We start from the raw sequence: 22,197 nt of genomic DNA, 5'->3' as shown, positions 1-22,197 counted from the left end.
TCGGACCCAAGAGAGCCGCCATCGCTAGGAGTTCACACCGGTGATACAAGTCAGACGGGTCGCGGCCGTCGCCGCCGCCGCCCTCACCGCCGCACTCGTACAGCCGCTCGCCGCCCACGCGGACAGCCCGCCCCCGCCGCCCTCCGACGCGAGGCTCGCCGCCGAGCCCGCCCGGCACGACGACACCCGCGAGCAGTTCTACTTCGTCATGCCGGACCGTTTCGCCAACGGGGACACCGCCAACGACAAGGGCGGCCTGACCGGCTCACGCCTCACCACCGGCTACGACCCCACCGACAAGGGCTTCTACCAGGGCGGCGACCTCAAGGGCCTGACCAGGCGGCTCGACTACATCAAGGGCCTCGGCACCACCGCCATCTGGATGGCCCCGATCTTCAAGAACCGGCCCGTGCAGGGCACGGGGAGCAACGCCTCCGCCGGCTACCACGGCTACTGGATCACCGACTTCACCCAGGTCGACCCGCACTTCGGCACCAACAAGGACCTTCAGACCCTCATCGCCAAGGCGCACGCCAAGGGCATGAAGGTGTTCTTCGACGTCATCACCAACCACACCGCCGACGTCGTCGACTACGAGGAGAAGTCCTACGACTACCTCTCCAAGGGCGCCTTCCCCTATCTGACCAAGGACGGCGAGCCCTTCGACGACGCCGACTACGCGACCGCCGGAAAGACCTTCCCGGCCGTCGACGCCGACTCCTTCCCGCGCACCCCGAAGGCCACGTCGAACACCAAGGTCCCGTCCTGGCTCAACGACCCGACGATGTACCACGACCGGGGCGACTCCACCTACGCCGGCGAGTCCACGACCTACGGCGACTTCTCCGGCCTGGACGACCTGTGGACCGAGCGTCCCGAGGTCGTCAGCGGCATGGAGAGGATCTACCGGCGCTGGGTGCGGGACTTCGACATCGACGGCTTCCGGATCGACACCGTGAAGCACGTGAACATGGAGTTCTGGACCCAGTGGGCGACCGCCCTCGACGCGTACGCGGCGAAGCGGGGCCGTACGGACTTCTTCATGTTCGGCGAGGTCTACTCCGCCGACCCGGACATCACGTCCCCGTACGTCACCCAGGGCCGCCTCGACGCCACCCTCGACTTCCCCTTCCAGGAGGCGGCCCGCCAGTACGCCTCCCAGGGCGGCAGCGCGCAGCGGCTCGCGGACGTCTTCGCCGACGACTACAAGTACACGACCGACAAGGCCAACGCGTACGAGCAGGTCACCTTCCTCGGCAACCACGACATGGGCCGCATCGGCTCCTTCCTGAACCAGGACAACCCCGGGGCCACCGACGCCGAGCTGCTCAAGAAGGACAAGCTCGCCAACGAGCTGATGTTCCTCAGCCGCGGCAACCCGGTCGTCTACTACGGCGACGAGCAGGGCTTCACCGGCTCCGGCGGCGACAAGGACGCCCGCCAGACCATGTTCGCCTCCCGGGTCGCCGACTACCTCGACGACGACGAGATCGGCACCGACCGCACCCACGCGAGCGACGCCTACGACACCAGCGCCCCCCTGTACCGGCGGATCGCGGCCCTCGCGCGGCTCCGCAAGGCCAACCCGGCGCTGACGGACGGGGTGCAGACCGAGCGGTACGCGGCAGCGGGCGCGGGCATCTACGCCGTCTCGCGCACCCGGTCGGGCGTCGAGTACGTCGTCGCCTTCAACAACGCGGACACCGCGAAGACCGCGACCTTCGCGACCGGTTCCGCGGACATGGCCTTCCGCGGGATCTACGGCACCAAGGACACCCTGACCTCCGGCGCCGACCGGAAGATCACCGTCACCGTCCCGGCCGGCTCCACGGTCGTCCTCAAGGCCGCCGGACCGCTCGCCCGGCCCGCCACCCGGCCGACGGTCACCCTGAAGGCCCCGGCCACCGGCGCCACCGGCACCGTGGAGCTGAGCGCGGACGTCGAAGGCGGTCAGCTCAACCGGGTCGTCTTCGCCGCCCAGACCGGCAACGGCAGGTGGCGGACGCTCGGCTCCGCCGACCACGCCCCCTACCAGGTCACCCAGACCCTCGGCAAGGACGTCCCGGCCGGAACCACCCTGCGCTACAAGGCCGTTGTCGTCGACTCGGCCGGCCGGACCGCGAGCGCCACCGCGGCGAGCACCACCGGCACGCCGCCCGCCGAGGAGACCCCCACCGCCTCCTCCCGCGACTACGCGATCGTCCACTACCGGCGCGCCGACGGCGACTACGCCGACTGGGGCCTGTACGCCTGGGGCGACCTCGCCGACGGCGAGGCGACGAACTGGCCGGACAGCCACCCCTTCACCGGCCGTGACGCGTACGGCGCCTTCGCCTACGTCAAGCTGAAGCCCGGCGCCTCCTCCATCGGCTTCCTCGTCATCGACAAGGACGGCGACAAGGACGTCTCCGCCGACCGCACGATCGACGTCACCGAGACCGGCGAGGTCTGGATCGAGCAGGGCAAGGACGACGTCCTCACGGAGAGGCCGGACCACCCGGCCCAGGACAGGACGAAGGCGGTCCTGCACTACCACCGCGCCGACGGGGACTACGACGGCTGGGGCCTGCACGTCTGGACGGGCGCCGCGCACCCCACCGAATGGTCCAGCCCCCTGAAGCCGGTGACGACCGACTCCTACGGCGCCGTCTTCGAGGTGCCGCTCACCGACGGGGCCACCAGCCTCAGCTACATCCTGCACCGGGGCGACGACAAGGACCTGCCCGCCGACCAGTCCCTCGACCTCACGGCGAACGGCCACGAGGTGTGGCTGCTGAACGGTCAGGAGAAGTACCTCCTCCCACAGCCGGCCGGGTCCGCCGCCGCGCTCGACCTGACCACCTCCAAGGCGGTCTGGATCGACCGGAACACCCTCGCCTGGAACGGCTCCGAGGCCGCCGCCTCCACCCAGCTGCTGTACTCCCACGACGGCTCCATCACCGTCGACAAGGGCGCGCTGACCAGCGACGACGAGCGCTGGCTGCGGCTGGCGAAGACCACGCTCACCGACGCCCAGAAGGCGAGGTTCCCGCACCTGAAGGACTACACCGCCTGGTCCGTCGACCCGCGCGACCGCGACCGGGTGCGGGAGGCGCTCAGCGGCCAGCTCGTCGCCTCCCAGCGGGCCGTGAACGGGGCGGTCCTGGCGGCCACGGGCGTCCAGATCGCGGGCGTACTCGACGATCTGTATCCGAAGGCGACGAAGGCGGTGCTGGGCCCGACGTTCCGGGGCGGCCGCCCCACCCTGGCCGTCTGGGCGCCCACCGCGCGGAAGGTGTCCCTGGAGCTCGACGGCTCCCTCGTGAAGATGCGGCGTGACGCCGGCACCGGCGTCTGGTCCGTCACCGGCCCCACGTCCTGGAAGGGCAAGGCCTATCGGTACGTCGTGCAGGTCTGGGCGCCCACCGTCCGCAAGGTGGTCACCAACAAGGTCACCGACCCCTACTCGGTCGCCCTGACCGCGAACTCCGCGCGCAGCCTCGTCGTCGACCTCGACGACACGTCCCTGGCGCCGGACGGCTGGTCCTCGTACACCAAGCCCAGGGCGGTGCCGCTCAAGGACGCCGCGATCCAGGAACTGCACATCCGGGACTTCTCCGTCGCGGACGAGACCGTGCCGGCGAAGGACCAGGGCACCTACCTCGCCTTCACCGACAAGAGCAGCGACGGCTCGAAGCATCTGCGCGCACTCGCGAAGTCGGGCACGTCGTACGTCCACCTCCTGCCCGCCTTCGACTTCGCCACCGTCCCCGAGAAGAAGGCCGACCGGGCGACCCCGGACTGCGACCTCGCCTCCTACGCGGCCGACTCCGAGCAGCAGCAGGCGTGCGTGGCGAGGACCGCCGCCGAGGACGCCTACAACTGGGGCTACGACCCGTACCACTACACGGTCCCCGAGGGCTCGTACGCCACCGACCCGGACGGCACCGCCCGCACGGTCCAGTTCCGGAGGATGGTCAAGTCCCTGAACGAGGACGGCCTCGGGGTCGTCATGGACGTCGTCTACAACCACACCGCGGCGAGCGGCCAGGCGGACACCTCCGTCCTGGACCGGATCGTCCCCGGCTACTACCAGCGTCTCCTCGCCGACGGATCGGTCGCCACCAGCACCTGCTGCGCCAACACCGCCACCGAGAACGCCATGATGGGCAAGCTGGTCGTGGACTCGATCGTCACCTGGGCCAAGGAGTACAAGGTCGACGGCTTCCGCTTCGACCTCATGGGCCACCACCCGAAGGCCAACATCCTGGCGGTCCGCAAGGCCCTCGACGCGCTGACCCCCGCCAAGGACGGCGTGGACGGCAAGAAGATCATCCTGTACGGCGAGGGCTGGAACTTCGGCGAGGTCGCCGACGACGCCCGGTTCGTGCAGGCCACGCAGAAGAACATGGCCGGCACCGGCGTCGCGACCTTCTCCGACCGGGCGCGGGACGCCGTACGCGGCGGCGGGCCCTTCGACTCCGACCCCGGTGTCCAGGGCTTCGCGTCCGGCCTGTACACCGACCCCAACTCCTCGACCGCCAACGGGACGACGGCCGAGCAGAAGGCCCGCCTCCTGCACTACCAGGACCTGATCAAGGTCGGTCTGTCCGGCAACCTCGCCGCCTACCGGTTCACCGGCACCGACGGCAAGGAGGTCACCGGCGCCGAGGTCGACTACAACGGGCAGCCCGCCGGATACGCGGCCGCGCCCGGCGACGCCCTCGCCTACGCCGACGCGCACGACAACGAGTCCCTGTTCGACGCCCTCGCCTACAAGCTCCCCCAGGACACCTCCGCCGCCGACCGGGCCCGGATGCAGGTCCTGGCGATGGCCACCGCCGCGCTCTCGCAGGGACCGTCGCTCTCCCAGGCCGGCTCCGACCTGCTGCGCTCCAAGTCCCTGGACCGCAACTCCTTCGACAGCGGTGACTGGTTCAACGCGATCCACTGGAACTGCGCCGACGGCAACGGCTTCGGCCGCGGGCTGCCCCCGGCCGCCGACAACGCCTCCAAGTGGTCCTACGCCAAGCCCCTGTTGACAGGCGTCGGGGTGGGCTGCCCGCAGATCACCGGCGCCTTTGCCGCGTACCAGGACCTGCTGAGGATCCGTACGACGGAGAAGGCGTTCTCGCTCGGCACGGCCGCGCGGGTGCAGTCGGCGCTGTCCTTCCCGCTGTCCGGCACGGACGAGACGCCCGGGGTGATCACGATGGAGCTGGGCGACCTGGTCGTCGTCTTCAACGCGACGCCGGACGAGCAGAAGCAGCGGATCGTTTCCCTTGCCGGTCGGGGCTACCGGCTGCACCCGGTGCAGGCGTCGGGCGCGGACTCTACCGTCAAGACCTCGTCCTACGTGCGGGAATCGGGCACGTTCGCCGTTCCGGGTCGTACTGTCGCGGTATTCTCCCGGGTCTCCTGATACAGGACTAGCTTGGTGGGGCGGTCCCGGCGCGGGGCCGCCCCACCACGTTTTCCGAGAGGGCCGGGAGTCCCACGGTGCCCGCCGATCCGCTGCAGACGCAGTCCGCCGTCCGGGCCGCCCTGCGCGGGGCGCGGCGCAGGGGCGACGCGGAGGCGCGGGCGCGACGGCTGACGCTTCTCGCGGAGGCGACGGTCGCCGTGCAGACCGCGCGCTGCCCGGGCGAGCTGGCCGAGGCGGCCGCGGAGGGCGCCGCCCGGCTCGCCGGGTCTCCCGCGGTGGTCTTCGTGGTCGGCCCGGACGGCGGACTGCACCGGGGCACCTCCCTCGACCGCGGCACCCTCGGGCTGCCGGACACCGCCGCGCACGAGGCCGTCGCCCGGCTGGTCTCCCGGCTCGCGACGGGGCACGGCGGGCCGCGGGGCGTGCTCGTCCCGGCGACGGTGTGGCCGGCCGGGTTCTTCCGGCCGGGCCGGCGGGAGGCCGCCCGGCTGGTGCCGGCCGTGACCCAGGGCCGCCGCACCCCCGTCTGTGTGGCGGTCCCGGCCACCGCCCCCGTCGTCGACGACGGACTGCTCTCCCGCCTCGCCCAGGTCACCGCGCTGGCCGCCGAGCCGCTGCTGATGTACCAGTTGGAACGGCATGTCGCGCTCACCCTCCAGCACAGCTTCCTGCCCCGCCCCGAGCGGCCGTCCCGGCTGCCCGGCGTGGACCTGGTGGTGCGGTACGTGCCCGCGTCCCGGGAGACCGAGATCGGCGGCGACTTCTACGCGGCCGTCTCCAGCGGCGCCGGGGTGCTCACCGCCGTCGGGGACGTCGTCGGGCACTCCCTGGAGGCCGCCACGGTGATGGTGGAGATCCGGCACGCGCTGCGCGCCTACTGCGTCGAGGACCCCGACCCGGCGGTGCTGGCCGCCCGGCTCGACCGGATGCTCCAGCACTACCACCCCGACGTCACCGCGACCGTGTGCCTGACCCTGCTGGAGCCCACGACCGGACGGCTGCGGGTGGCCAACGCCGGGCACCTCCCCCCGCTGGTCGTCTCCGGCACCGGCACCGCCGCCTACGTCGACGTGGACGGCCCGCTCCTCGGCCTCGGCCTGGAACGCCCGGCCCCGACCGAGGTGCCGCTGGGCCGCGGCGACCGGCTGCTCATGGTCACCGACGGCCTGATCGAGACCCGCGGCACGGACCTCGGCGTCAGCCTGGAACACCTCCGCACCGCCGCCGCGGGCGCCCCACCGGGCCTGGACGCCCTGTGCGACCTGCTGCTCAGCCGCTTCGCCCACGATCAGGACGACGACATCGCGATGCTTGCCCTGCGGCTAGGGTGACGTGACGCTGTCGCCTTGGAACAGGAGTGCTCATGCCGAACATCACCGTCGACTACTCGGCCGCCGTGACCCACGCCTTCGACAGGGAGGCCTTCGCCCAGGCCCTGCACACCGCGCTCGTCGAGATCGCGGCCGCCAAGCCGGAAGCCTGCAAGACCCTGTTCCGCAAGGCCGACGAGACCGCGTACGGCTACGAGGACCCGCTCGAGCACCGCCACGCGATCGTCCATGTCGCCCTCGGCCTGCTCGCCGGCCGCACCGACGACACCAAGGCCCGGCTGACCGAGGCGGTCCTGGAGCTGCTGCGCAAGCACATCGCGGACGAGGGGATCGCCCTGCACGCCTCCGCCGAGATCCGTGACCTCGACCCGTCGTACCGCAAGTTCGACCGGGAGTAGGCCCAGGCCTAGGACGCCAGCGCGATGAGCCGGGCCGCCAGGTTCCCGAAGGGGCCGTCGGCCGGCTCGCCGGACAGCATGGGGTGCAGCAGCTTGCGCATCTCGTCGTCGTAGGCCGCGCTGACGGCGGTGAGCGCGGCGAAGTCGTGCACGAGCTGCACCTCCAGCTCCTCGCGCGGGATCCGCCGCCCGTCCAGCCAGATCAGCGCGGTCGACTCGGCGAGCGAGATCCAGGAGCGCACCACCAACTCCAGCCGGGCGGGCGGGTCCGTGATGCCCAGGTGGGACAGGATCTGCTCGTAGGCGGCCTGGCGTACGGAGTCGATCAGGGCGTTCGTCGTGGACGAGCCGACGGCCGGGCCGCCGCGCATCAGGGCCGAGAAACCCGGGCCGTGCTCGTCGACGAAGTCGAAGTAGCGGCGCATCACCCGCAGCAGCCGTGAGCCGAGCGGTCCCTCGGCGGGCTCGACGAACCGGGCGGCGAGATCCTCCGAGGCCCGCTTCAACGCGGCCTCGTACAAGCTGAGTTTGCCGGGGAAGTAGTGATAGACGAGGGGGCGCGAGATACCGGCGGCGGCCGCTATCTCGTCGATGGAGACCTCGTCGGGCGAGCGCTGGGCGAACAGGTCGAGGGCGACGCCGATCAACTGCTGCCGACGCTCCTCGACTCCCATTCTTCGACGAACCCCGGTAGTCATGCGCCCACCTTACCGATCGGATCCGGCCCCGAACGGACCGGACCGGCCCCCGGTGTTCACATATCGAGCACCAGCCGTGCGCCGCGCGCCCGGGACACACAGATCAGCATCGAGTCCGCGCGCTCGGCGTCCGTGAGCAGTGCGTCCCGGTGATCCACCTCGCCCGCCAGCACCCGCTGTACACACGTTCCGCAGAACCCCTGCTCGCAGGAGTAGAGCGTGCCGGGGAGCGCGGCGCGTACGGCGGAGAGCACCGAGGAGCCGGCGGGCACGGTCAACGTCCGTCCGCTGCGCCGGAGTTCGACCTCGCAGGCGCCGCCGCCCACGGCAAGTGGCGTGAATCGTTCGACTCGTACGGACGGCACCCGCTCGGCCACGGCCGCCATCAGCCCCTCCGGCCCACAGCAGTGGACGACGGCCCCGGCGGGCAGGTCCTTCAACTCCGCGTCGAGGTCCGGCCGTCCCTCCACCACCTTGACCCTCCCCCGCTCTCGGCTTCGCCCGAGCGGGGGGACCCCCCTCCCGCCGAACCGCTCGACCTCCGCGAGGAACGGCATCGAGGCCCGTGACCGGCCGGCGTACAGCAGCCGCCAGTCGGCGCCCTCGGGGAGCGCCCGCAGCATCGGCAGGAGCGGGGTGATGCCGATCCCTCCGGCGACGAAGACGTACGCCGGGGCCTCGGCGAGCGGGAAGCGGTTCCGCGGCCCGCGCACCTCGACCTCCGTGCCCTCCAGGAGCCGCTCGTGCACCTCGCGCGACCCGCCCCGGCCGTCCTCGACGAGCCGTACGGCGACGGTGTACGCGCAGCGGTCCGCCGGGTCCCCGCACAGCGAGTACTGCCGCACCCGCCCCGACGGCAGCACCAGATCGATGTGCGCCCCCGGCTCCCAGCGCGGCAACTCCCGTCCTTCGAGCCGCAGTCGTACGACACCCTCGGCGACCGTGTCCCGCGCGCTCACCCGCAGTCGCAGGGACCGGGAGCGGGGCCGCCCGGAGACCGGCTCGTCCAGCGCCGGCAGCGGCCACAGCGGCGAGGCCCGGATCCGGCGCCGCATCGCCCGCCGTGCCAGCCAGGCCGTACCGGCGACGAAGGCGGCCCTGCGCAGAGCGTGGGCCATCAGGACGCCCTCCGCTCCGCGGCGAGCGCGGCCAGCGCCGCGGGGGAGGAGGCGAGATAGGCGACCGCCTGCTCGGTGGAGCCCTCCTGCGAGGGGTGGTAACCCCGGCTGAGATAGCGGGGGACCGACCGCAGCAGCGCGCCGGTGGCGGGCAGGGTGCCGCGTCTGCCGCGCACGTAGAAGGCCCGCAAGCTCGCCTTCCCGCCGGTGAGCGTCGGGTCGTTCGCCATGAAGAAGCGGACCCCGCGCTGCCAGAGGAAGACGAGGGCGGCGAAGGCGGTGGCCCAGGTCCGCACCCGGCGGCGGTAGCTGCCGTCGAGGTGCATGAACAGCTCGAAGGCCACGGACCGGTGCTCGACCTCCTCGGCGCCGTGCCAGCGCAGCAGGTCCAGCATGGTCGGGTCGGCGCCCCTGCGGTCCAGTTCGTCCGCGTTCAGCACCCAGTCGCCGAGGAAGGCGGTGTAGTGCTCGATGGCCGCGATCAGCGCCACCCGCTCCTTCAGCCACCAGCGGCGCGCCCGGCCCGGGGGCAGGGTGCGGTCGCCGAGCAGCTTCTCGAAGAGCCAGTCGACCTGCGCGGTGTACGGCGTCGGGTCGAGCCCCTGCTCCTTGAGGTGGGGCAGCACCTCGTCATGGGCCTGGGAGTGCACCGCCTCCTGCCCGATGAACCCGATCACGTCCTCGCGCAGCCGCTCGTCCCGGATGTACGGCAGCACCTGCCGGTAGACGTGCACGAACCAGCGCTCGCCGGCCGGCAGCAGCAGGTGCAGCACATTGATGGTGTGCGTGGTGAACGGATCCCCCGGCACCCAGTGCAGCGGGGTGTCCTCCCAGGAGAAGGACACCTTGCGGGCCTTGAGCGGCACCCGGTCCCCGTCGGACCGACCCTTGTTGGACATGGCGTCAATGTACTGACGGGTAAGGCCGGGGTGAACCCCTCCGCGCCGATCAGTTGAGCCCGTTGACCGACCGCCCGTCCGCCAGCGTGCCCTTCAGCTCCGCCTTCGCCCCCTTCTCGGCCGCCGCGGTGAGCAGCGGGCCCGGCGCGGAGTCCCGCACCCCGCCGGTCGCCCGTACGTTCCGCGTCCCGGAGTCGCCGGCCGCGAGGAGGTACCAGTGGCCGCCCTGCGACTTCCACAGCACCCCGGCCAGCACATGCGGATCGCGCGGACCGCACGCCGGGACGTCCCCGGCCTTCGCCACGGCCGCCCCGAACAGCCCGCCCGGGGTACGGAACTGGGCCAGTACCCGGCTCCCGTCGCCGCGCCAGGTCTCCGCCCGGGTGCACACCCATTCCGCCGAGCCGCTCGCGTCGGGCAGCGGCTGACGCGCGTACGACCACACGTTCACCGTCCGCACGCCCTGCCCGCGCACATCGGCCAGCGAGCAGGCGTACGGCGCCCAGGTGCCGAGCGCCTCCGCTCCCGTGGCCTCCTTCGGCGCGGTGGGCCGGCCGGCGGTCAGCCGGGCGGGGACCAGCTCGCCGAGGTCGGTGAGGAGACGGGAGCCCGAGGCGTCGGTGAGCTGGAGGACGTTCCAGCCGGTGCAGGTGCCGGTCCGGGTCGCGGGACTGGCCAGCGGCGAGGTGATGCCGTCGGTGAGCGTCAGGGCCATCACGCCGGCGCCCGGCTTGCCGAGGTCCCGCTCGCCCGCCGCGGTCACCCAGGGCGCCGTCAGCCAGCGGACATTGCCGTCGGCCCGGTCCAGGACGATCGCGGACGCCTCGGCGCCGGCCGCGCCGTCGACCCGCGCGAAGTCCAGGGCGGCCCCGGCCGTGCCGTCCTTCGGCTCGGCGTAGCGGGCGATGCGCAGACCGTCGTGGAAGAGCACCACGCGCGCGTTGCCCACCTCGGCCGCGTACAGGAGCTGGGGCGGGCCGGACGGGGGGCCGGAGGGGGTGTCGGGAGTCGCCGAGACCTGCACCGTCGCGCCGGGGCGGGCCCAGACCGCGAGGGCGCGGCGCAGCAGCGCGGTGTCGCGGACCAGGGCGCCGCGGGCCGGCCAGACGGAGAAGTCGGTGCGCGCGGACGTCTTCCAGGCGACGGGGGAGACCCGCAGCAGCCGGCCCGGGTCGAGCGCGGCCTCGGCGGCCGGGTTCTGCGCGTACACCGGGGCGGCCGCGCCGTCCGGGCCCCAGCCGTCACCGGGCAGCGCGACCAGCGCGCCGCACACCGCGAGGGCCGCGGCGGCGGCCAGCGCGGCCGTGGTGTGCCGGCGGCGGCGCAGCAGATCGGTGGGCCGGGCCTGGAGGGAGCAGGGGTCGAACTCGGGGGATTCGAGCAGGGCGTACCGGGCGGGCACCGCGTCGGCCTCGTCCAGCGCCGCGTCGGTGTCCGCCACGCCCGCCTCGGCGAGGACCTTGCGCACCTCGCCGTCGGTGAGTTTCTCCAGGCCGCGCAGCACATAGACGGCGCGGGCCGGACCGGCCAGGGCGGACAGCTGCTGGTCCAGGGCGAGTTCGTCGGCCCCGCCGGAGCGCGGGAACAGTCTCAGGCCCCGCACCTGGGGGAGCAGCGGCGGCAGTTGCGCCCGCTTGGGCCAGGCCGGGCGCACCAGCGGCAGGCCCGCCTCCAGCGCCGTCCGCACCACCTGGAGGCGGACGTACGCGTACCCGGGGTCGCCGTCGCGGCCGTCGGCCTGCGCCTGGGCCGGGATCACGGGGGCCGAGGCGCGGCGGCGGGGCAGGGCACGCTGGACGAGGGCGTGGGCGGTCAGGACCCGGCGGCCCCGGCCGAGGCCCGGCGGCAGCACCAGATAGGCGAGCCGGACGAGACGCGGATAGTGCTCGACGAGCGCGGCCTCGGCCTGCTCGACGTCGACGGCCCGGTCGGGGGCGGAACCGGGTGCGGGGCTCGGGGCGACATCCTGTGACTGCACGCCCAGCGCAACGAGCGGCACGAGGGATGGTCACCGCCGTACGGGTCACGCCCCGCCTACGACTCGACGAGCGCCCGTGCGTAGTTCGCCATCGACCGCTGGTAGCGCGGCAGATGGGGGGCGAGGGCGCCGAGGACCAGGGACAGGGCCTCCCGGTCGCGGCCGAGGCTGGACAGGCACAGGGCGAGCGTGGCGCGTACGGCGTCGTCCAGTTCGTCGGACGGGGCGTCCAGTTCGGGGGTGAGCAGCGCGACGCCCTCCTCGGCCTGCCCGATGTTGCGCAGGGAGCTGGAGAGCTGGATCCTGGCGCGCCGGCCCTGGTAGCCGGTCAGACCGAGGGCGAGGGCTTCCCGGTAGAGCGGTACGGCCCGGTCGCTGTGGCCGGTGGAGTCCCAGGCGCAGGCCCGCTCGAAGGGGCCGAGGGGGCTGTTCCCGGGCAGTTCGGCGACGAGTTCGTCGATGACGGCCCGGAAGTCGGCGGCCCGTGCCTGCGGATAGCGGTCGAGGGTGGCCCAGGCGGCCGTCACGCGCTCTTCCCAGTCGTGGTTCACCGGCCCACTCTCGCACGCGTGTGCCAGCCCGGCAGCGTATTTTGAGCGGACCGTACGCGGGAGCCGTATCCAGGACGAGGCTCACGCAGGGAGGACAGATGAAGGTGACCCGACCGATCCTCGCGGCGGCGACCGCCGTGGCGGCGCTGGTGCTGGCGGGGTGCGCGTCCGCAGGCTCCGGGAAGGCCGAGGTGGCCGTCCCGACGGCGGCGACCGGCAGTCTGGAGCACCTGGCCGCCGAGGTGGACTGCAAGCCGAACATGCAGACCGACGCCGACGAACTCCGCCAGGCCATCTGCAAGACCTCCGCGGGGAAGTTCCTCCTGCTGACCTTCGCCACCGACCGGGGCCAGCGCGAGTGGCTCAACGGCGCCAAGGACTACGGCGGCCACTATCTGGTCGGCCGCAAGTGGGTGGCCGTGGGAGAGGAGACCGGCACGGTGACATCGCTGCGCAAGACGCTCGGCGGCGACATCGAGGAGGGCACGGACCACTCGGCGCACGAGTCGGGCGAGCCGTCCGGGAGCGCGACGCACTCCGGCCACTGAGCCAAGCGGCACGGCACACAAGAAGGCCGGCGGTGAGGATTCCTCACCGCCGGCCTCTCAGTTATCGACCGCTGTCGACTACTGGCACTTCTTGCCGGTGTTGATGCAGTTGACCATCTTGTTCATCGTGTTCGTGGAGAAGAAGTTGATGAAGTCGTTGTGGTCGGTGATCGGCTTGTGCAGGTTCTCCGGGAAGCTGTCGACCGCGTAGGCGTTCTTCACGACGCCGTTCTGGATCGTCGGCCGGGTGACGTTGTAGACCAGCCGGACCTTCAGCTGCGGGATCGCCTTGAAGCCGTTGGCGCAGGTGCCGTCCGCCTGGACGAAGGACACGTGCGTGCGGTGGTTGGCGGAGTCGATGTTCTGACCGTCCCAGCAGCTCTGGAAGAAGGTCGTGCGCACCACCTGGCTGCCCTGCGGGCAGATCGGGTACTGGGTCTCCAGCTGCACCTTGTTCTCGAAGCCGGTGCAGGACCAGTTCACGTTGGCGTTGCCGTTGCCGTTGACGAAGGCCTTCGCGTCACCGGTGATGATGCGCAGCGCCGTCGGCATCGCGACGACGTTGCCCTTCTTGTTGCCGACGAAGGTCAGCTGCGCCTGGACGGGCTGGAGGATCTTGCCGACGTTGCCTTCCTTGCCACCGCCGTCCGCGTTCTGGTCGAAGTCCTGCGTGCCGTCCTGGGTGCGCAGCACCGGCCAGAAGTACGAGGACTTGTCGCCCTGGTTCTGGCAGCTGGTCTGGGCCGCCGCCAGCTCCTGGTCGCTCGCGAAAGCGTCGTTGGACTGGTTGCCGACGTAGTCGTGCAGGTGGTGGGCACCGTTGCTGACACCGGGGGCCACGATCACGTTGTCCGTGTTGTGGTTCTTGTTGCCGTTGGTGCCGCACTTGGTGGTGAAGCTGCCGCGGGAGCCGGAGTTGCCGTTGGCCGCGAGGCCGTTGGCCCCCACGCCCAGCTGCGCGTTGGCCTGGACCTTCGTGATGTCCACGAAGTCGGCCGCGGTCGGGCCGTTGCCGCCCTGGCCGTTGGCGCCCGCCTGCTGCTGACCGCCGTTGTTCTGCTGGCCGTTGTTCTGCTGGCCGTTGTTCTGGCCATTGTTGTTCTGGCCGTTGTTCTGCTGGCCATTGTTGTTGTTCTGCTGGCCGTTGTTGTTCTGGCCGTTGCCCGCCTGGCCCGCGTTGGTGTTGGCGTTGGCCGCCTGCGTGGTGCAGGCCGCGAGCTGGCTGAGCTGGGTGTTGAACTGGCCGCCGACCCGCTGGATGTCGATGCGGATCCGGTCGATCGTGGCGGCCCGCTTCTCCTTCAGGGGGCCGACGATCGCGTTCTGCACGAAGCCGGGGTCGTTCGCCTGCGCCTGACGCGTGGAGGCGAGCCGGGCGTAGGCCTCGGTGATCTGCTTGTCGAGGTTCGCCAGCTCGGTGGCGACGCCCTGCTTGGCCTTGTCGGGCACGTTCGTCAGCTTCTGCCCCACGTCCGGGCAGGAGATGGTGGCGACCTGCGCTGCTGCGGTGGCGGCCTTGGTCGTGTTCTGACCCGAGTTGCTCGACTCGTGGGCCGAAGCGTAGAAGTTCGCCCAGATCAGCCCGCCCCCGCCGAGCGCTAGGGCCGCCGATGCTGCCACGGCCTTCGTGGCCATCGACGAACGGCGTTTACGAATGTTGCGTCCCATGGAACTCCTCTGACTTCCTTGGCGGGGTCGCATCGAGGCGCCCGACAGGAGTGAAGCTGCCCCCTCCCATACGCATCCCGTCCCAGAGGTGTTCAGCGGTCTCAGAAATTGATGAGAGGTCCGTACGACAAACCCTCCCCAACGACCCCACACGTCACGGTAGTTGTCCCCCTACCGGTCCCGGTCCAGATAGGCCAGCACCGCCAGTACCCTGCGGTTGTCGTCGTCCGAGACCTCCAAACCGAGCTTCACGAAGATATTCGCGGTGTGCTTGGCGACGGCCCGCTCGGTGACGACCAGTTTGCCGGCGATCGCCGTGTTCGACCGGCCCTGCGCCATCAGCTCCAGAACCTCCCGTTCGCGTGGAGTGAGCCGCTCCACCGGACCCTGCCCGTCGCCCGAGCGGCGGGCCAGCAGCTGCTGGATCACCTGGGGGTCCATCGCCGTACCGCCCGCCGCGACCCGCCGTACGGCGTCCACGAACTGCTCCGCGTCGAACACCCGGTCCTTCAGCAGATAGCCGACCCCGCCGCTGCCGTCGGCGAGCAGCTCGCGCGCGTACAGCTGCTCGACGTGCTGGGAGAGGACGAGCACCGGGAGGCCGGGCCTGCGGCGGCGGGCGGTGAGCGCGCACTGGAGGCCCTCGTCCGTGTGCGTGGGCGGAAGCCGGACGTCCACCACGGCGACGTCCGGCTCCAGTTCGGCGAGGGCCCGCTCCAGCTCGGGCCCGCTCTCCACGGCGGCGGCGATCTCGAAGCCGTAGGCCTCCAGCAGCCGCACCAGCCCGTCCCGCAGCAGGAACAGGTCTTCGGCTAGGACAACGCGCAAGGAATCTCCATGGTCACCATGGTGGGACCGCCCGCCGGGGAGCTGACGGCCAGGACGCCGTCGAATGTACCCAGCCGCCGCTCCACCCCGGCCAGGCCCGACCCCGCCCCGATCGCCGCGCCGCCGCGGCCGTTGTCGGTGACGGAGATCCGCAGATGACCCTCCGCGTGGTGCAGGTCGGCCCAGATGCGGTCGGCGCCGGAGTGCTTGACCGCGTTGGTGAGGACCTCGCTGACCGCGAAGTACGCGGCCGACTCGACCGGCGCCCCGGCCCGCCCCGGCAGCTCCACCGCCACCTCCGTCGGCACCGGCAGCCGTAGCGCCAACGCCCGTACGGCATCGCCCAGTCCGCGCTCGGCCAGCACCGGCGGATGGATCCCGCGCACCAGGTCGCGCAGTTCGGCGAGGGCCTCCGCCGACGACTGCCGGGCCTGCGCGAGCAGCTGCCTGGCCTTCTCGGGGTCCTTGTCGAGGAGCAGCTCGATCGTGCCCAGGTCCATGCCCATGGCCACCAGCCGGGCCTGCGCCCCGTCGTGCAGATCCCGCTCGATGCGCCGCAGTTCGGCGGCCGAGGTGTCCACGGCGTCCCGCCGGGTGTCGGTCAGCACCTTGACCCGCTCGGCGAGTTCGGCCCGGCCGGGCGTGAGCAGACCCCGGGTGAGCCGGAAGTGGACGCCCAGGGCGTTCACGGCGTACCGGTCGGCGACGACCAGCAGCAGCACCGCGAGCGCGCCGGCGGCGAGCGCGGTCGTCCGGTCGCCGACCGGCACGAAGGCGTACCAGTAGGGGCCGCCCGACCCGTCCGTCACGACCCGCCACAGCCCCGCCGCGAGCGCGAACCCCTCCAGCGGGTAGCAGACCAGGACGACCGGCAGCAGCGCGGTGACCAGCCCCGCCACCGTGTCCGCCATCAGCCAGCGCAGGTCCCGCCAGGTCGCCGGGTCCTGGAGCAGCGCGTAGGTGCGCCGCGCCGGGTTGGCGGTCCTGGGCAGCGGCCGGTACGCGGACGGGATGTGCATCCCGCACCATCGCCGCGCGAGATCACGCCGGTTGTCCGCGAGGGCCCGTGCCGCCCGCACCACCCAGGGCGTGGTGACGAGTCCCACGCCGAGGGGGATCAGCGTGAGGGAGACGAGGGCCAGGCAGTAGACCACCACCGTCCAGGGCCACACCGCCAGGGCCAGCACGAGCCCCCGTACGGCGGCGAGCACCATCTCCCGCGTCCTCGAACCACGTCCGCCGCTCTTCGTGTCGGTGTTCATACGGCCAGTCTGGCCGAGCACTCCGGCGCGGTCACTGGCCCGAAGCCCCCGGTCAGGGGGTGGTGCCAGGTACACCCCCCGCCCCGGCCAGCACCCTGGCCTCCACCTCCGGGGCCAGCCCCTTGACCGCACGGTCGTTGCGGTGGGGCGCCGTTCCGCCGATCGACCCCAGCCAGGCCCAGGTGCCGGCGACGGTCTCCTCGACCGGACGGCAGGACAGTCCCGTCGCCACCGCCCGTGAGACATCGGCGGCGTGCAGCGCGTCGTGCATGTCGGTGCCCGGCGGCACCCACACCGGCAACTGGACCCAGGGCTCGATGCCCGCGTCGAGGACGATCTCCGGGGCGGTCCAGCGCAGCCGCGCGTCCGACCCGGTGGTCCGCACGCACGCGTCGAGGAACTCGCCCATGGTGGCGTGTCCTTGGGGGCTCATCAGGTTGTACGGCCCGCTCAGTTCCCGCTCGACCGCGCCGAGGATCCATGCGGCGAGGTCGCGGACGTCGACGTACTGGAGGGGAAGGTCCCGGGGCCCGGGGGCGAGCACCGGGCCGCCGCGTGCGATCCGGCCCAGCCACCAGGGCAGCCGGCCGACGTTCTCGTACGGGCCGAGGATCAGCCCGGCCCGTACGAGCACGGAGTCCTGTGTGCCGAAGGCGTCGACGACGGCCAGCTCACCGCCCCGCTTGTCGCGCTGGTAGTCGGTCGAGCCGGCGTCGGGCGCCGCCCCCTCGACCACGGGCGCCTCCTCCGTGTACCCGGCGGGCGGGGCCCAGGTGTACACCGAGCAGCTCGACACGTACACATACCGGCCGGCGCGGCCCCGCAGCAGCCGCGCCGCCTCGTGCACCGGGCGGGGCGCCGACGACCAGGTGTCGACGACGGCGTCCCAGTCCCCGTCGTGCGCGGCGAGGGCGTCCAGCCCGCCGGGCGCGGTGCGGTCGCCGGTCAGGGCCGTCACCCCCGGGGCGGGGGTGTGCCGCCCCCGGTTCAGGACCGTCACGTCCCAGCCGCGCCCGAGGGCCGCCTCGACGACGGCCCGTCCCACGAACTCCGTACCACCCAGCACCAGAAGTCTCATGCCGGTGACTGTGCCCGGCCGGGCAGCGGGACGGAACCGTCCTCTGCTCAGGGCAGAGCGTCAGCGGCCGGTCGGCGGGGTGTACTTGTAGCCGACCCGGCGCACCGTCTGGATGGTGCCGCGGTGCTCGGCGCCCAGCTTGCGGCGCAGCCGGGCGACATGGACGTCGACCGTACGGCCGTCGCCGACATGGCCGTACCCCCACACCGTGGTGACGAGCTGGTCGCGGGTGTGCACCCGGTTCGGGTGCGCCACGAGGTGCGCGAGCAGCTCGAACTCCAGGTAGGTCAGGTCGAGTTCACGCCCGTCGACCTCGGCGGTGCGCTGTACCGGGTCGACGCGCACGAGCGGGTTGTCCGCGGTGGTCTCCGCCGCCGGCACCGGGACGGGCTGGAACGGCTGCTGCTGGTCCGCCGGGATCAGCACGAGGTAGCCGACCATCGCCGGGTGGCCGGGCAGGTCGGGCAGGGAGTGCTGTGGAGCGGGCAGCCAGGTGGCGCCGGGCGGCAGGAGATCCACGACGTCGGCCACCTCGTCGGGGCCGACGGCCCGCAGCCGGTGCCGGGGGGCGTTCTGGACGGGGTGGGGGAGCGTGGCGGTGGAGAGGGAACGGGTGGTCGCCATGAGAGGTCAGCTCTTTTCGCGCGAGAAGTTCGTCGGGGAGGACGACGGCCGCGATTCGTGGTCGGGCTCGTCGAGGGACGTACGTCGTGCGCGCTGGCCGAAGGCCGGGGTGTACGGCTTTAGAGGGCCGGCGCGTTCGTCGCGCGGCAACACACCCGGTCGAAGTCGTGGTGCTGACGGGAAGGCCAGAAGGGCTCGAGGTCATGGCGACCCGTCGCGGTGTACTTCTGGAAGCTGGCCATGGCTCCATTGAAGCAGACACACGCCCGCAACAGGACCCTCCTCTCACAGCTTGGACGGTTTCCTCGACGCGAAGTTGACCTCAACACGCGGAAGGGGCGCCCCACCGGATCGGCGGGGCGCCCCTTCACGAGCAGTGCGGCACTGCGGGACGGATCAGACCTGGCCGGCCTTCTCCAGGGCGGCGCAGCAGGTGTCGACCAGGAGGCGGGTCACCGTGTAGGGGTCGACGTTGGCGTTCGGGCGGCGGTCCTCGATGTAGCCCTTGCCGTCCTTCTCGACCTGCCACGGGATACGGACCGAGGCGCCGCGGTTGGAGACACCGTAGGAGTACTCGTTCCACGGGGCGGTCTCGTGCAGACCGGTCAGACGGTCGTCGATGCCGGCGCCGTAGTTCTTGACGTGGTCGAGCGGCTTGGAGCCCTCACCGAGCGACTCGGCGGCGGTGATGATCGCGTCGTAGCCCTCGCGCATCGCCTTGGTGGAGAAGTTGGTGTGCGCACCGGCGCCGTTCCAGTCGCCCTTGACCGGCTTGGGGTCGAGGGTGGCGGAGACGCCGAAGTCCTCGGCGGTGCGGTAGAGCAGCCAGCGGGCGACCCACAGCTGGTCCGAGACCTCGAGCGGGGCGAGCGGGCCGACCTGGAACTCCCACTGGCCGGGCATGACCTCGGCGTTGATGCCGGAGATGCCGAGACCGGCGGCCAGGCAGTTCTCCAGGTGGGCCTCGACGACCTCACGGCCGAAGATCTCGTCGGCGCCGACACCGCAGTAGTAGCCGCCCTGCGGGGCCGGGAAGCCGCCCTTGGGGAAGCCGAGCGGGTAACCGTCCTGGAAGAAGGTGTACTCCTGCTCGATGCCGAAGATCGGCTCCTGCGAGCCGTACTTCGCCTCGACCTCGGCCAGCGCGGCACGGGTGTTGGACTCGTGCGGCGTCATGTCGATGTTGAGGACCTCGCACAGGACGAGGACGTCGTCGCCGCCGCGGATCGGGTCGGGGCAGGTGAAGACCGGCTTGAGGACACGGTCCGAGGCGTGGCCCTCGGCCTGGTTCGTGGAGGACCCGTCGAAACCCCAGATCGGCAGCGCGTCCAGACCGGCGGGCTCGCCCGCGATGATCTTCGTCTTGGAACGGAGCTTCGCCGTCGGCTGGGTGCCGTCGATCCAGATGTACTCAGCCTTGAAGGTCACGGGCCACTTCCTTCGGGGGTGTGTCTGAACGCACTTGCGGGTGCTGTTGATGCTGCGGCGCTGCGGCACTGGGGCGCCGTCGGTGTTGACCGGCAGCTTGTCAACGGGCGATTTCCCGGTCGTTGCTCGAATGTGAACCCCGTGTTACCTGCTGGTTCTGTGGTGCGGCTCACGAGGTGAGGGGACGGTCGGCCGCTGCCGCCGCGCCGCGCACCCCTTCCAGGAACCCCCGGATCGCCGCCCGCTCCCGCTCGTCGTAGCCCTGGAGCAGCTCCACCACCTGGCCGATGAGCGGGCCGAAGAACGCCTGCCCCAGGGCCACCGCGCGCTCGTCCACCTCGATCACGACCTTGCGCCGGTCGGTGGCGCCGCGCACCCGCCGGACGTGGCCCGCCCGCTCCAGCCGGTCCACCAGGGCCGTCGTCCCCGCCGAGTTCAGCCCGAGCGCCGCCCCGAGCCGCCCCGCCGTCGTCTCCTCGGCCGCCCGCCGGGCGTCCATGAGGACGATCAGAGCCCGTACGTCCGTCGGATGCATACCGTTGCGGCTCGCGAACCGCGCGCTGTGCAGTCCGAGTTCGACCGCCGCCGCACGCAGCAGATGGACGGTCTCCAGCTCCGGCCCCTCGGTCGGCACCCTCGCCTCCTGGTGGTGTTCGTCTCGCCCGCCAAGTATCTTGCTGAGCGAGATAATAGGGGAAGCGGGGGGAGCGTATGGGAAAGCCCAGGGGACAGGGCAGCGGGGCCTACGACGGTGAGGCCTTCCGGACCGCCTACGACGAGGTCCTCGCCAAGTGGCCCGCCGACCGGGAGGCGGTCACCGTCCCCACACCGTTCGGCGAGACGTACGCCCATGTCTGCGGCCCGCGGGACGCACCCCCGCTGCTGCTGCTGCCCGGGGGCGGCGGAGCGACCTCGGCGTCCTGGTTCGTGCAGGCGGCCGACCTCGCCCGGATCCGGCGGGTGCACGCCGTCGACCTGATCGGCGCGGCGGGACGCACCGAGGCGCGCGGGGCACGGACCGTCGACGATCTGCGGGACTGGCTGGACGCCGTCATGGCAGGGCTGGGGATCGGTCCCGCGGCGCCCGTGGACCTGGGCGGGCACTCCTACGGCGGGTGGATCGCCCTGCACTACGCCCTGCGCGCCCCCGGCCGGGTACGCCGTCTGTTCCTCCTCGACCCGACCCAGTGCTTCGCCGGGTTCGAGACGGCGTATCTGCTGCGCGCCCTGCCGATGCTGCTGCGGCCCACCCCGCGCCGGGTACGGGCCTTCCTGGACTGGGAGAGCGGGGGAGCGGTCATGGACCCCGACTGGCTCCGGCTCCAGGAGGCCGCCGCCGGCTTCCCCGCGGGGCGGCCGGTGACCGGCCCGCGTCCGGCGCCCGAGGCGCTACGGGCCCTGCGTACGCGGGTCCTGCTGTTCGTGGCCGCGAACAGCAGGACCCATGACCCGTACGAGGTCACGGCCCGGGCGGGTGAATGGCTGCCGTACGTGGAGACCGCCGTCCTGCCGGACGTGTCCCACCATCAGCTGCCGGTCGCCGCGCCCTCCGGAGCGGTCCGTCGCCTCAGCTCGTTTCTCGGCGTCTGAACCTCACCCCACCTTCTCGATCACGGCGCGGCGGATCAGGAACTTGCCGGGCTCACGGACCTGCTCGAAAGCCGCGTTGTTCAGCAGCACACAGCTGCCGGAGACCGAGGTCACCTGGACGGTGATGGACTTGTTGTTGTCCAGGTTGGTGACCTTCAGCTTCGTACCCGCCGGGAACTGGTTGCTGGACGCGGCCGGCGCGCCCCCCTCTCCCGAGAGGGTGACGGTCGAGCCGTTGCAGACCTGCTGGCCGGAGGCCGCGGCACCGCCGTTCCCCGCGTTTCCGGTGTTCCCGGTGTTCGCCGCGGGGGTCGAGGCCGCCTGCGAAGGCTGGGTCGGCTGCGCCGCCTGGGAGTCCTGAGCCGACTCCCCAACGGTGCACCCCGACGCCTTCTGCTGGACCTTGATCTGCGCGATGACCGCTTCACGGTTGGCGATCCGGGCCGCCGACTGCGCGTCCGGAGCGGCCCGTTGGCCGTCGATGAACTTCTGGTTGTTGCCGAGGGCGGTGGCGAGCCCCTGGCAGACGGTCGAGTTCCCGGCCGACAGGGTTTGTGGCGTCTGTGAAGCGTTCGAGTTGCCCGCCATGGCGAAGGCCCCACCGCCCGCCACCGCCGCCGCTCCGACGAGCAGGGCGATCGTCTTCTTCGTGCCGAGTGTTCTCCTGCGCGACATGCGCGCCTCCTGAAGAGATAGGGGAGCGTACGCCGCTATGTACGAGATCCCGAACGAAGTTACTCAGGGGTCATGGAGGCCGGCTGGAGTGGCGCGCGTCACACAGCGGCCCGGGGGTG

At 71.9% G+C, this 22,197-nt stretch carries 17 protein-coding genes and 1 pseudogene; 5 read left to right on the top strand and 13 right to left on the bottom strand.

What is annotated here, in order from left to right:
- Window positions 1-40: 40 nt before the first annotated feature.
- The 3 genes and pseudogenes from pulA (at window position 41) to AQJ64_RS06890 (ending at window position 7,133) form a co-directional block, all read left to right on the top strand.
- Window positions 41-5,401: a pullulanase-type alpha-1,6-glucosidase gene (gene pulA, locus AQJ64_RS06900; RefSeq protein WP_055633167.1), complete on the top strand. Its 5,361-nt coding sequence runs from the start codon at window positions 41-43 to the stop codon at window positions 5,399-5,401.
- A gap of 74 nt (window positions 5,402-5,475) precedes the next feature.
- Window positions 5,476-6,735: pseudogene (locus tag AQJ64_RS06895) on the top strand (PP2C family protein-serine/threonine phosphatase); the annotation flags it as partial.
- Between the two features lie 32 nt (window positions 6,736-6,767).
- Window positions 6,768-7,133, top strand: coding sequence for a 5-carboxymethyl-2-hydroxymuconate Delta-isomerase (locus tag AQJ64_RS06890; protein WP_055633168.1), 366 nt, complete (start codon window positions 6,768-6,770; stop codon window positions 7,131-7,133).
- 8 nt (window positions 7,134-7,141) lie between these two features.
- On the opposite strand, the gene AQJ64_RS06885 is transcribed toward AQJ64_RS06890, so the two are convergent.
- From AQJ64_RS06885 to AQJ64_RS06865, 5 genes are read right to left on the bottom strand one after another with little or no spacing between them, the layout of a single operon-like run.
- The gene (locus AQJ64_RS06885; protein ID WP_099053919.1) at window positions 7,142-7,831 is read right to left on the bottom strand and encodes a TetR/AcrR family transcriptional regulator; all 690 of its coding nucleotides are present in this window, start codon (window positions 7,829-7,831) and stop codon (window positions 7,142-7,144) included.
- A gap of 56 nt (window positions 7,832-7,887) precedes the next feature.
- Complete coding sequence (locus AQJ64_RS06880) at window positions 7,888-8,949, bottom strand: PDR/VanB family oxidoreductase (RefSeq protein ID WP_055633170.1); 1,062 nt, start codon at window positions 8,947-8,949, stop codon at window positions 7,888-7,890.
- Window positions 8,949-9,848, bottom strand: coding sequence for a metal-dependent hydrolase (locus tag AQJ64_RS06875; protein ID WP_055633171.1), 900 nt, complete (start codon window positions 9,846-9,848; stop codon window positions 8,949-8,951). Before AQJ64_RS06875 ends, AQJ64_RS06880 begins: the two co-directional genes overlap by 1 nt.
- Window positions 9,849-9,897: 49 nt before the next feature.
- Window positions 9,898-11,826, bottom strand: coding sequence for a hypothetical protein (locus AQJ64_RS06870; protein WP_055633185.1), 1,929 nt, complete (start codon window positions 11,824-11,826; stop codon window positions 9,898-9,900).
- Window positions 11,827-11,882: 56 nt separating this feature from the next.
- Window positions 11,883-12,377: a tetratricopeptide repeat protein gene (locus AQJ64_RS06865; protein WP_099053920.1), complete on the bottom strand. Its 495-nt coding sequence runs from the start codon at window positions 12,375-12,377 to the stop codon at window positions 11,883-11,885.
- Window positions 12,378-12,475: 98 nt separating this feature from the next.
- Between AQJ64_RS06865 and AQJ64_RS06860 the strand changes: the two genes are divergently transcribed.
- On the top strand, window positions 12,476-12,925 hold the full coding sequence (locus AQJ64_RS06860; RefSeq protein WP_055633173.1) for a hypothetical protein: 450 nt from the start codon (window positions 12,476-12,478) through the stop codon (window positions 12,923-12,925).
- Between the two features lie 78 nt (window positions 12,926-13,003).
- Here the strand turns inward: AQJ64_RS06860 and AQJ64_RS06855 are convergent, their stop codons facing one another.
- From AQJ64_RS06855 to AQJ64_RS06825, 7 genes are all read right to left on the bottom strand, one after another.
- Window positions 13,004-14,593, bottom strand: coding sequence for a DUF1996 domain-containing protein (locus AQJ64_RS06855; protein WP_055633174.1), 1,590 nt, complete (start codon window positions 14,591-14,593; stop codon window positions 13,004-13,006).
- Between the two features lie 171 nt (window positions 14,594-14,764).
- Window positions 14,765-15,421, bottom strand: a complete 657-nt coding sequence (locus AQJ64_RS06850; RefSeq protein WP_055633175.1) for a LuxR C-terminal-related transcriptional regulator — start codon at window positions 15,419-15,421, stop codon at window positions 14,765-14,767.
- Window positions 15,406-16,683, bottom strand: a complete 1,278-nt coding sequence (locus AQJ64_RS06845; RefSeq protein ID WP_055633176.1) for a sensor histidine kinase — start codon at window positions 16,681-16,683, stop codon at window positions 15,406-15,408. The genes AQJ64_RS06850 and AQJ64_RS06845 overlap by 16 nt, the downstream gene beginning before the upstream one ends.
- Window positions 16,684-16,735: 52 nt before the next feature.
- Window positions 16,736-17,761 (bottom strand): NAD-dependent epimerase/dehydratase family protein, encoded by a 1,026-nt coding sequence (locus AQJ64_RS06840; RefSeq protein ID WP_055633177.1) that lies wholly within the window; start codon window positions 17,759-17,761, stop codon window positions 16,736-16,738.
- Between the two features lie 60 nt (window positions 17,762-17,821).
- Window positions 17,822-18,385, bottom strand: coding sequence for a winged helix-turn-helix domain-containing protein (locus AQJ64_RS06835; RefSeq protein WP_055633178.1), 564 nt, complete (start codon window positions 18,383-18,385; stop codon window positions 17,822-17,824).
- A 396-nt stretch (window positions 18,386-18,781) separates the two neighbouring features.
- Window positions 18,782-19,813, bottom strand: coding sequence for a glutamine synthetase (gene glnII, locus AQJ64_RS06830; RefSeq protein WP_055633179.1), 1,032 nt, complete (start codon window positions 19,811-19,813; stop codon window positions 18,782-18,784).
- 169 nt (window positions 19,814-19,982) lie between these two features.
- Complete coding sequence (locus tag AQJ64_RS06825) at window positions 19,983-20,447, bottom strand: MarR family winged helix-turn-helix transcriptional regulator (protein WP_055633180.1); 465 nt, start codon at window positions 20,445-20,447, stop codon at window positions 19,983-19,985.
- 77 nt (window positions 20,448-20,524) lie between these two features.
- On the opposite strand from AQJ64_RS06825, the gene AQJ64_RS06820 reads away from it, so the two are divergent.
- The gene (locus AQJ64_RS06820; protein WP_055633181.1) at window positions 20,525-21,403 is read left to right on the top strand and encodes an alpha/beta fold hydrolase; all 879 of its coding nucleotides are present in this window, start codon (window positions 20,525-20,527) and stop codon (window positions 21,401-21,403) included.
- 3 nt (window positions 21,404-21,406) lie between these two features.
- On the opposite strand, the gene AQJ64_RS06815 is transcribed toward AQJ64_RS06820, so the two are convergent.
- Window positions 21,407-22,078: an RlpA-like double-psi beta-barrel domain-containing protein gene (locus tag AQJ64_RS06815; protein ID WP_055633182.1), complete on the bottom strand. Its 672-nt coding sequence runs from the start codon at window positions 22,076-22,078 to the stop codon at window positions 21,407-21,409.
- Window positions 22,079-22,197 lie beyond the last annotated feature (119 nt).

The organism is Streptomyces griseoruber, assembly GCF_001514205.1.
In the GTDB taxonomy this organism is placed as follows: domain Bacteria; phylum Actinomycetota; class Actinomycetes; order Streptomycetales; family Streptomycetaceae; genus Streptomyces; species Streptomyces griseoruber.
Note: the sequence above shows the minus strand (reverse complement) of the source record. Positions and strands in the feature narration are given on the sequence as shown.

Coding starts and splice junctions, on each gene's coding strand:
- AQJ64_RS06890 (WP_055633168.1), top strand. CDS start 6,768: ATGCCGAACATCACCGTCGACTACTCGGCCGCCGTGACCCACGCCTTC.
- AQJ64_RS06885 (WP_099053919.1), bottom strand. CDS start 7,831: ATGACTACCGGGGTTCGTCGAAGAATGGGAGTCGAGGAGCGTCGGCAG.
- AQJ64_RS06880 (WP_055633170.1), bottom strand. CDS start 8,949: ATGGCCCACGCTCTGCGCAGGGCCGCCTTCGTCGCCGGTACGGCCTGG.
- AQJ64_RS06875 (WP_055633171.1), bottom strand. CDS start 9,848: ATGTCCAACAAGGGTCGGTCCGACGGGGACCGGGTGCCGCTCAAGGCC.
- AQJ64_RS06860 (WP_055633173.1), top strand. CDS start 12,476: ATGAAGGTGACCCGACCGATCCTCGCGGCGGCGACCGCCGTGGCGGCG.
- AQJ64_RS06855 (WP_055633174.1), bottom strand. CDS start 14,593: ATGGGACGCAACATTCGTAAACGCCGTTCGTCGATGGCCACGAAGGCC.
- AQJ64_RS06845 (WP_055633176.1), bottom strand. CDS start 16,683: ATGAACACCGACACGAAGAGCGGCGGACGTGGTTCGAGGACGCGGGAG.
- AQJ64_RS06840 (WP_055633177.1), bottom strand. CDS start 17,761: ATGAGACTTCTGGTGCTGGGTGGTACGGAGTTCGTGGGACGGGCCGTC.
- AQJ64_RS06835 (WP_055633178.1), bottom strand. CDS start 18,385: ATGGCGACCACCCGTTCCCTCTCCACCGCCACGCTCCCCCACCCCGTC.
- AQJ64_RS06820 (WP_055633181.1), top strand. CDS start 20,525: ATGGGAAAGCCCAGGGGACAGGGCAGCGGGGCCTACGACGGTGAGGCC.
- AQJ64_RS06815 (WP_055633182.1), bottom strand. CDS start 22,078: ATGTCGCGCAGGAGAACACTCGGCACGAAGAAGACGATCGCCCTGCTC.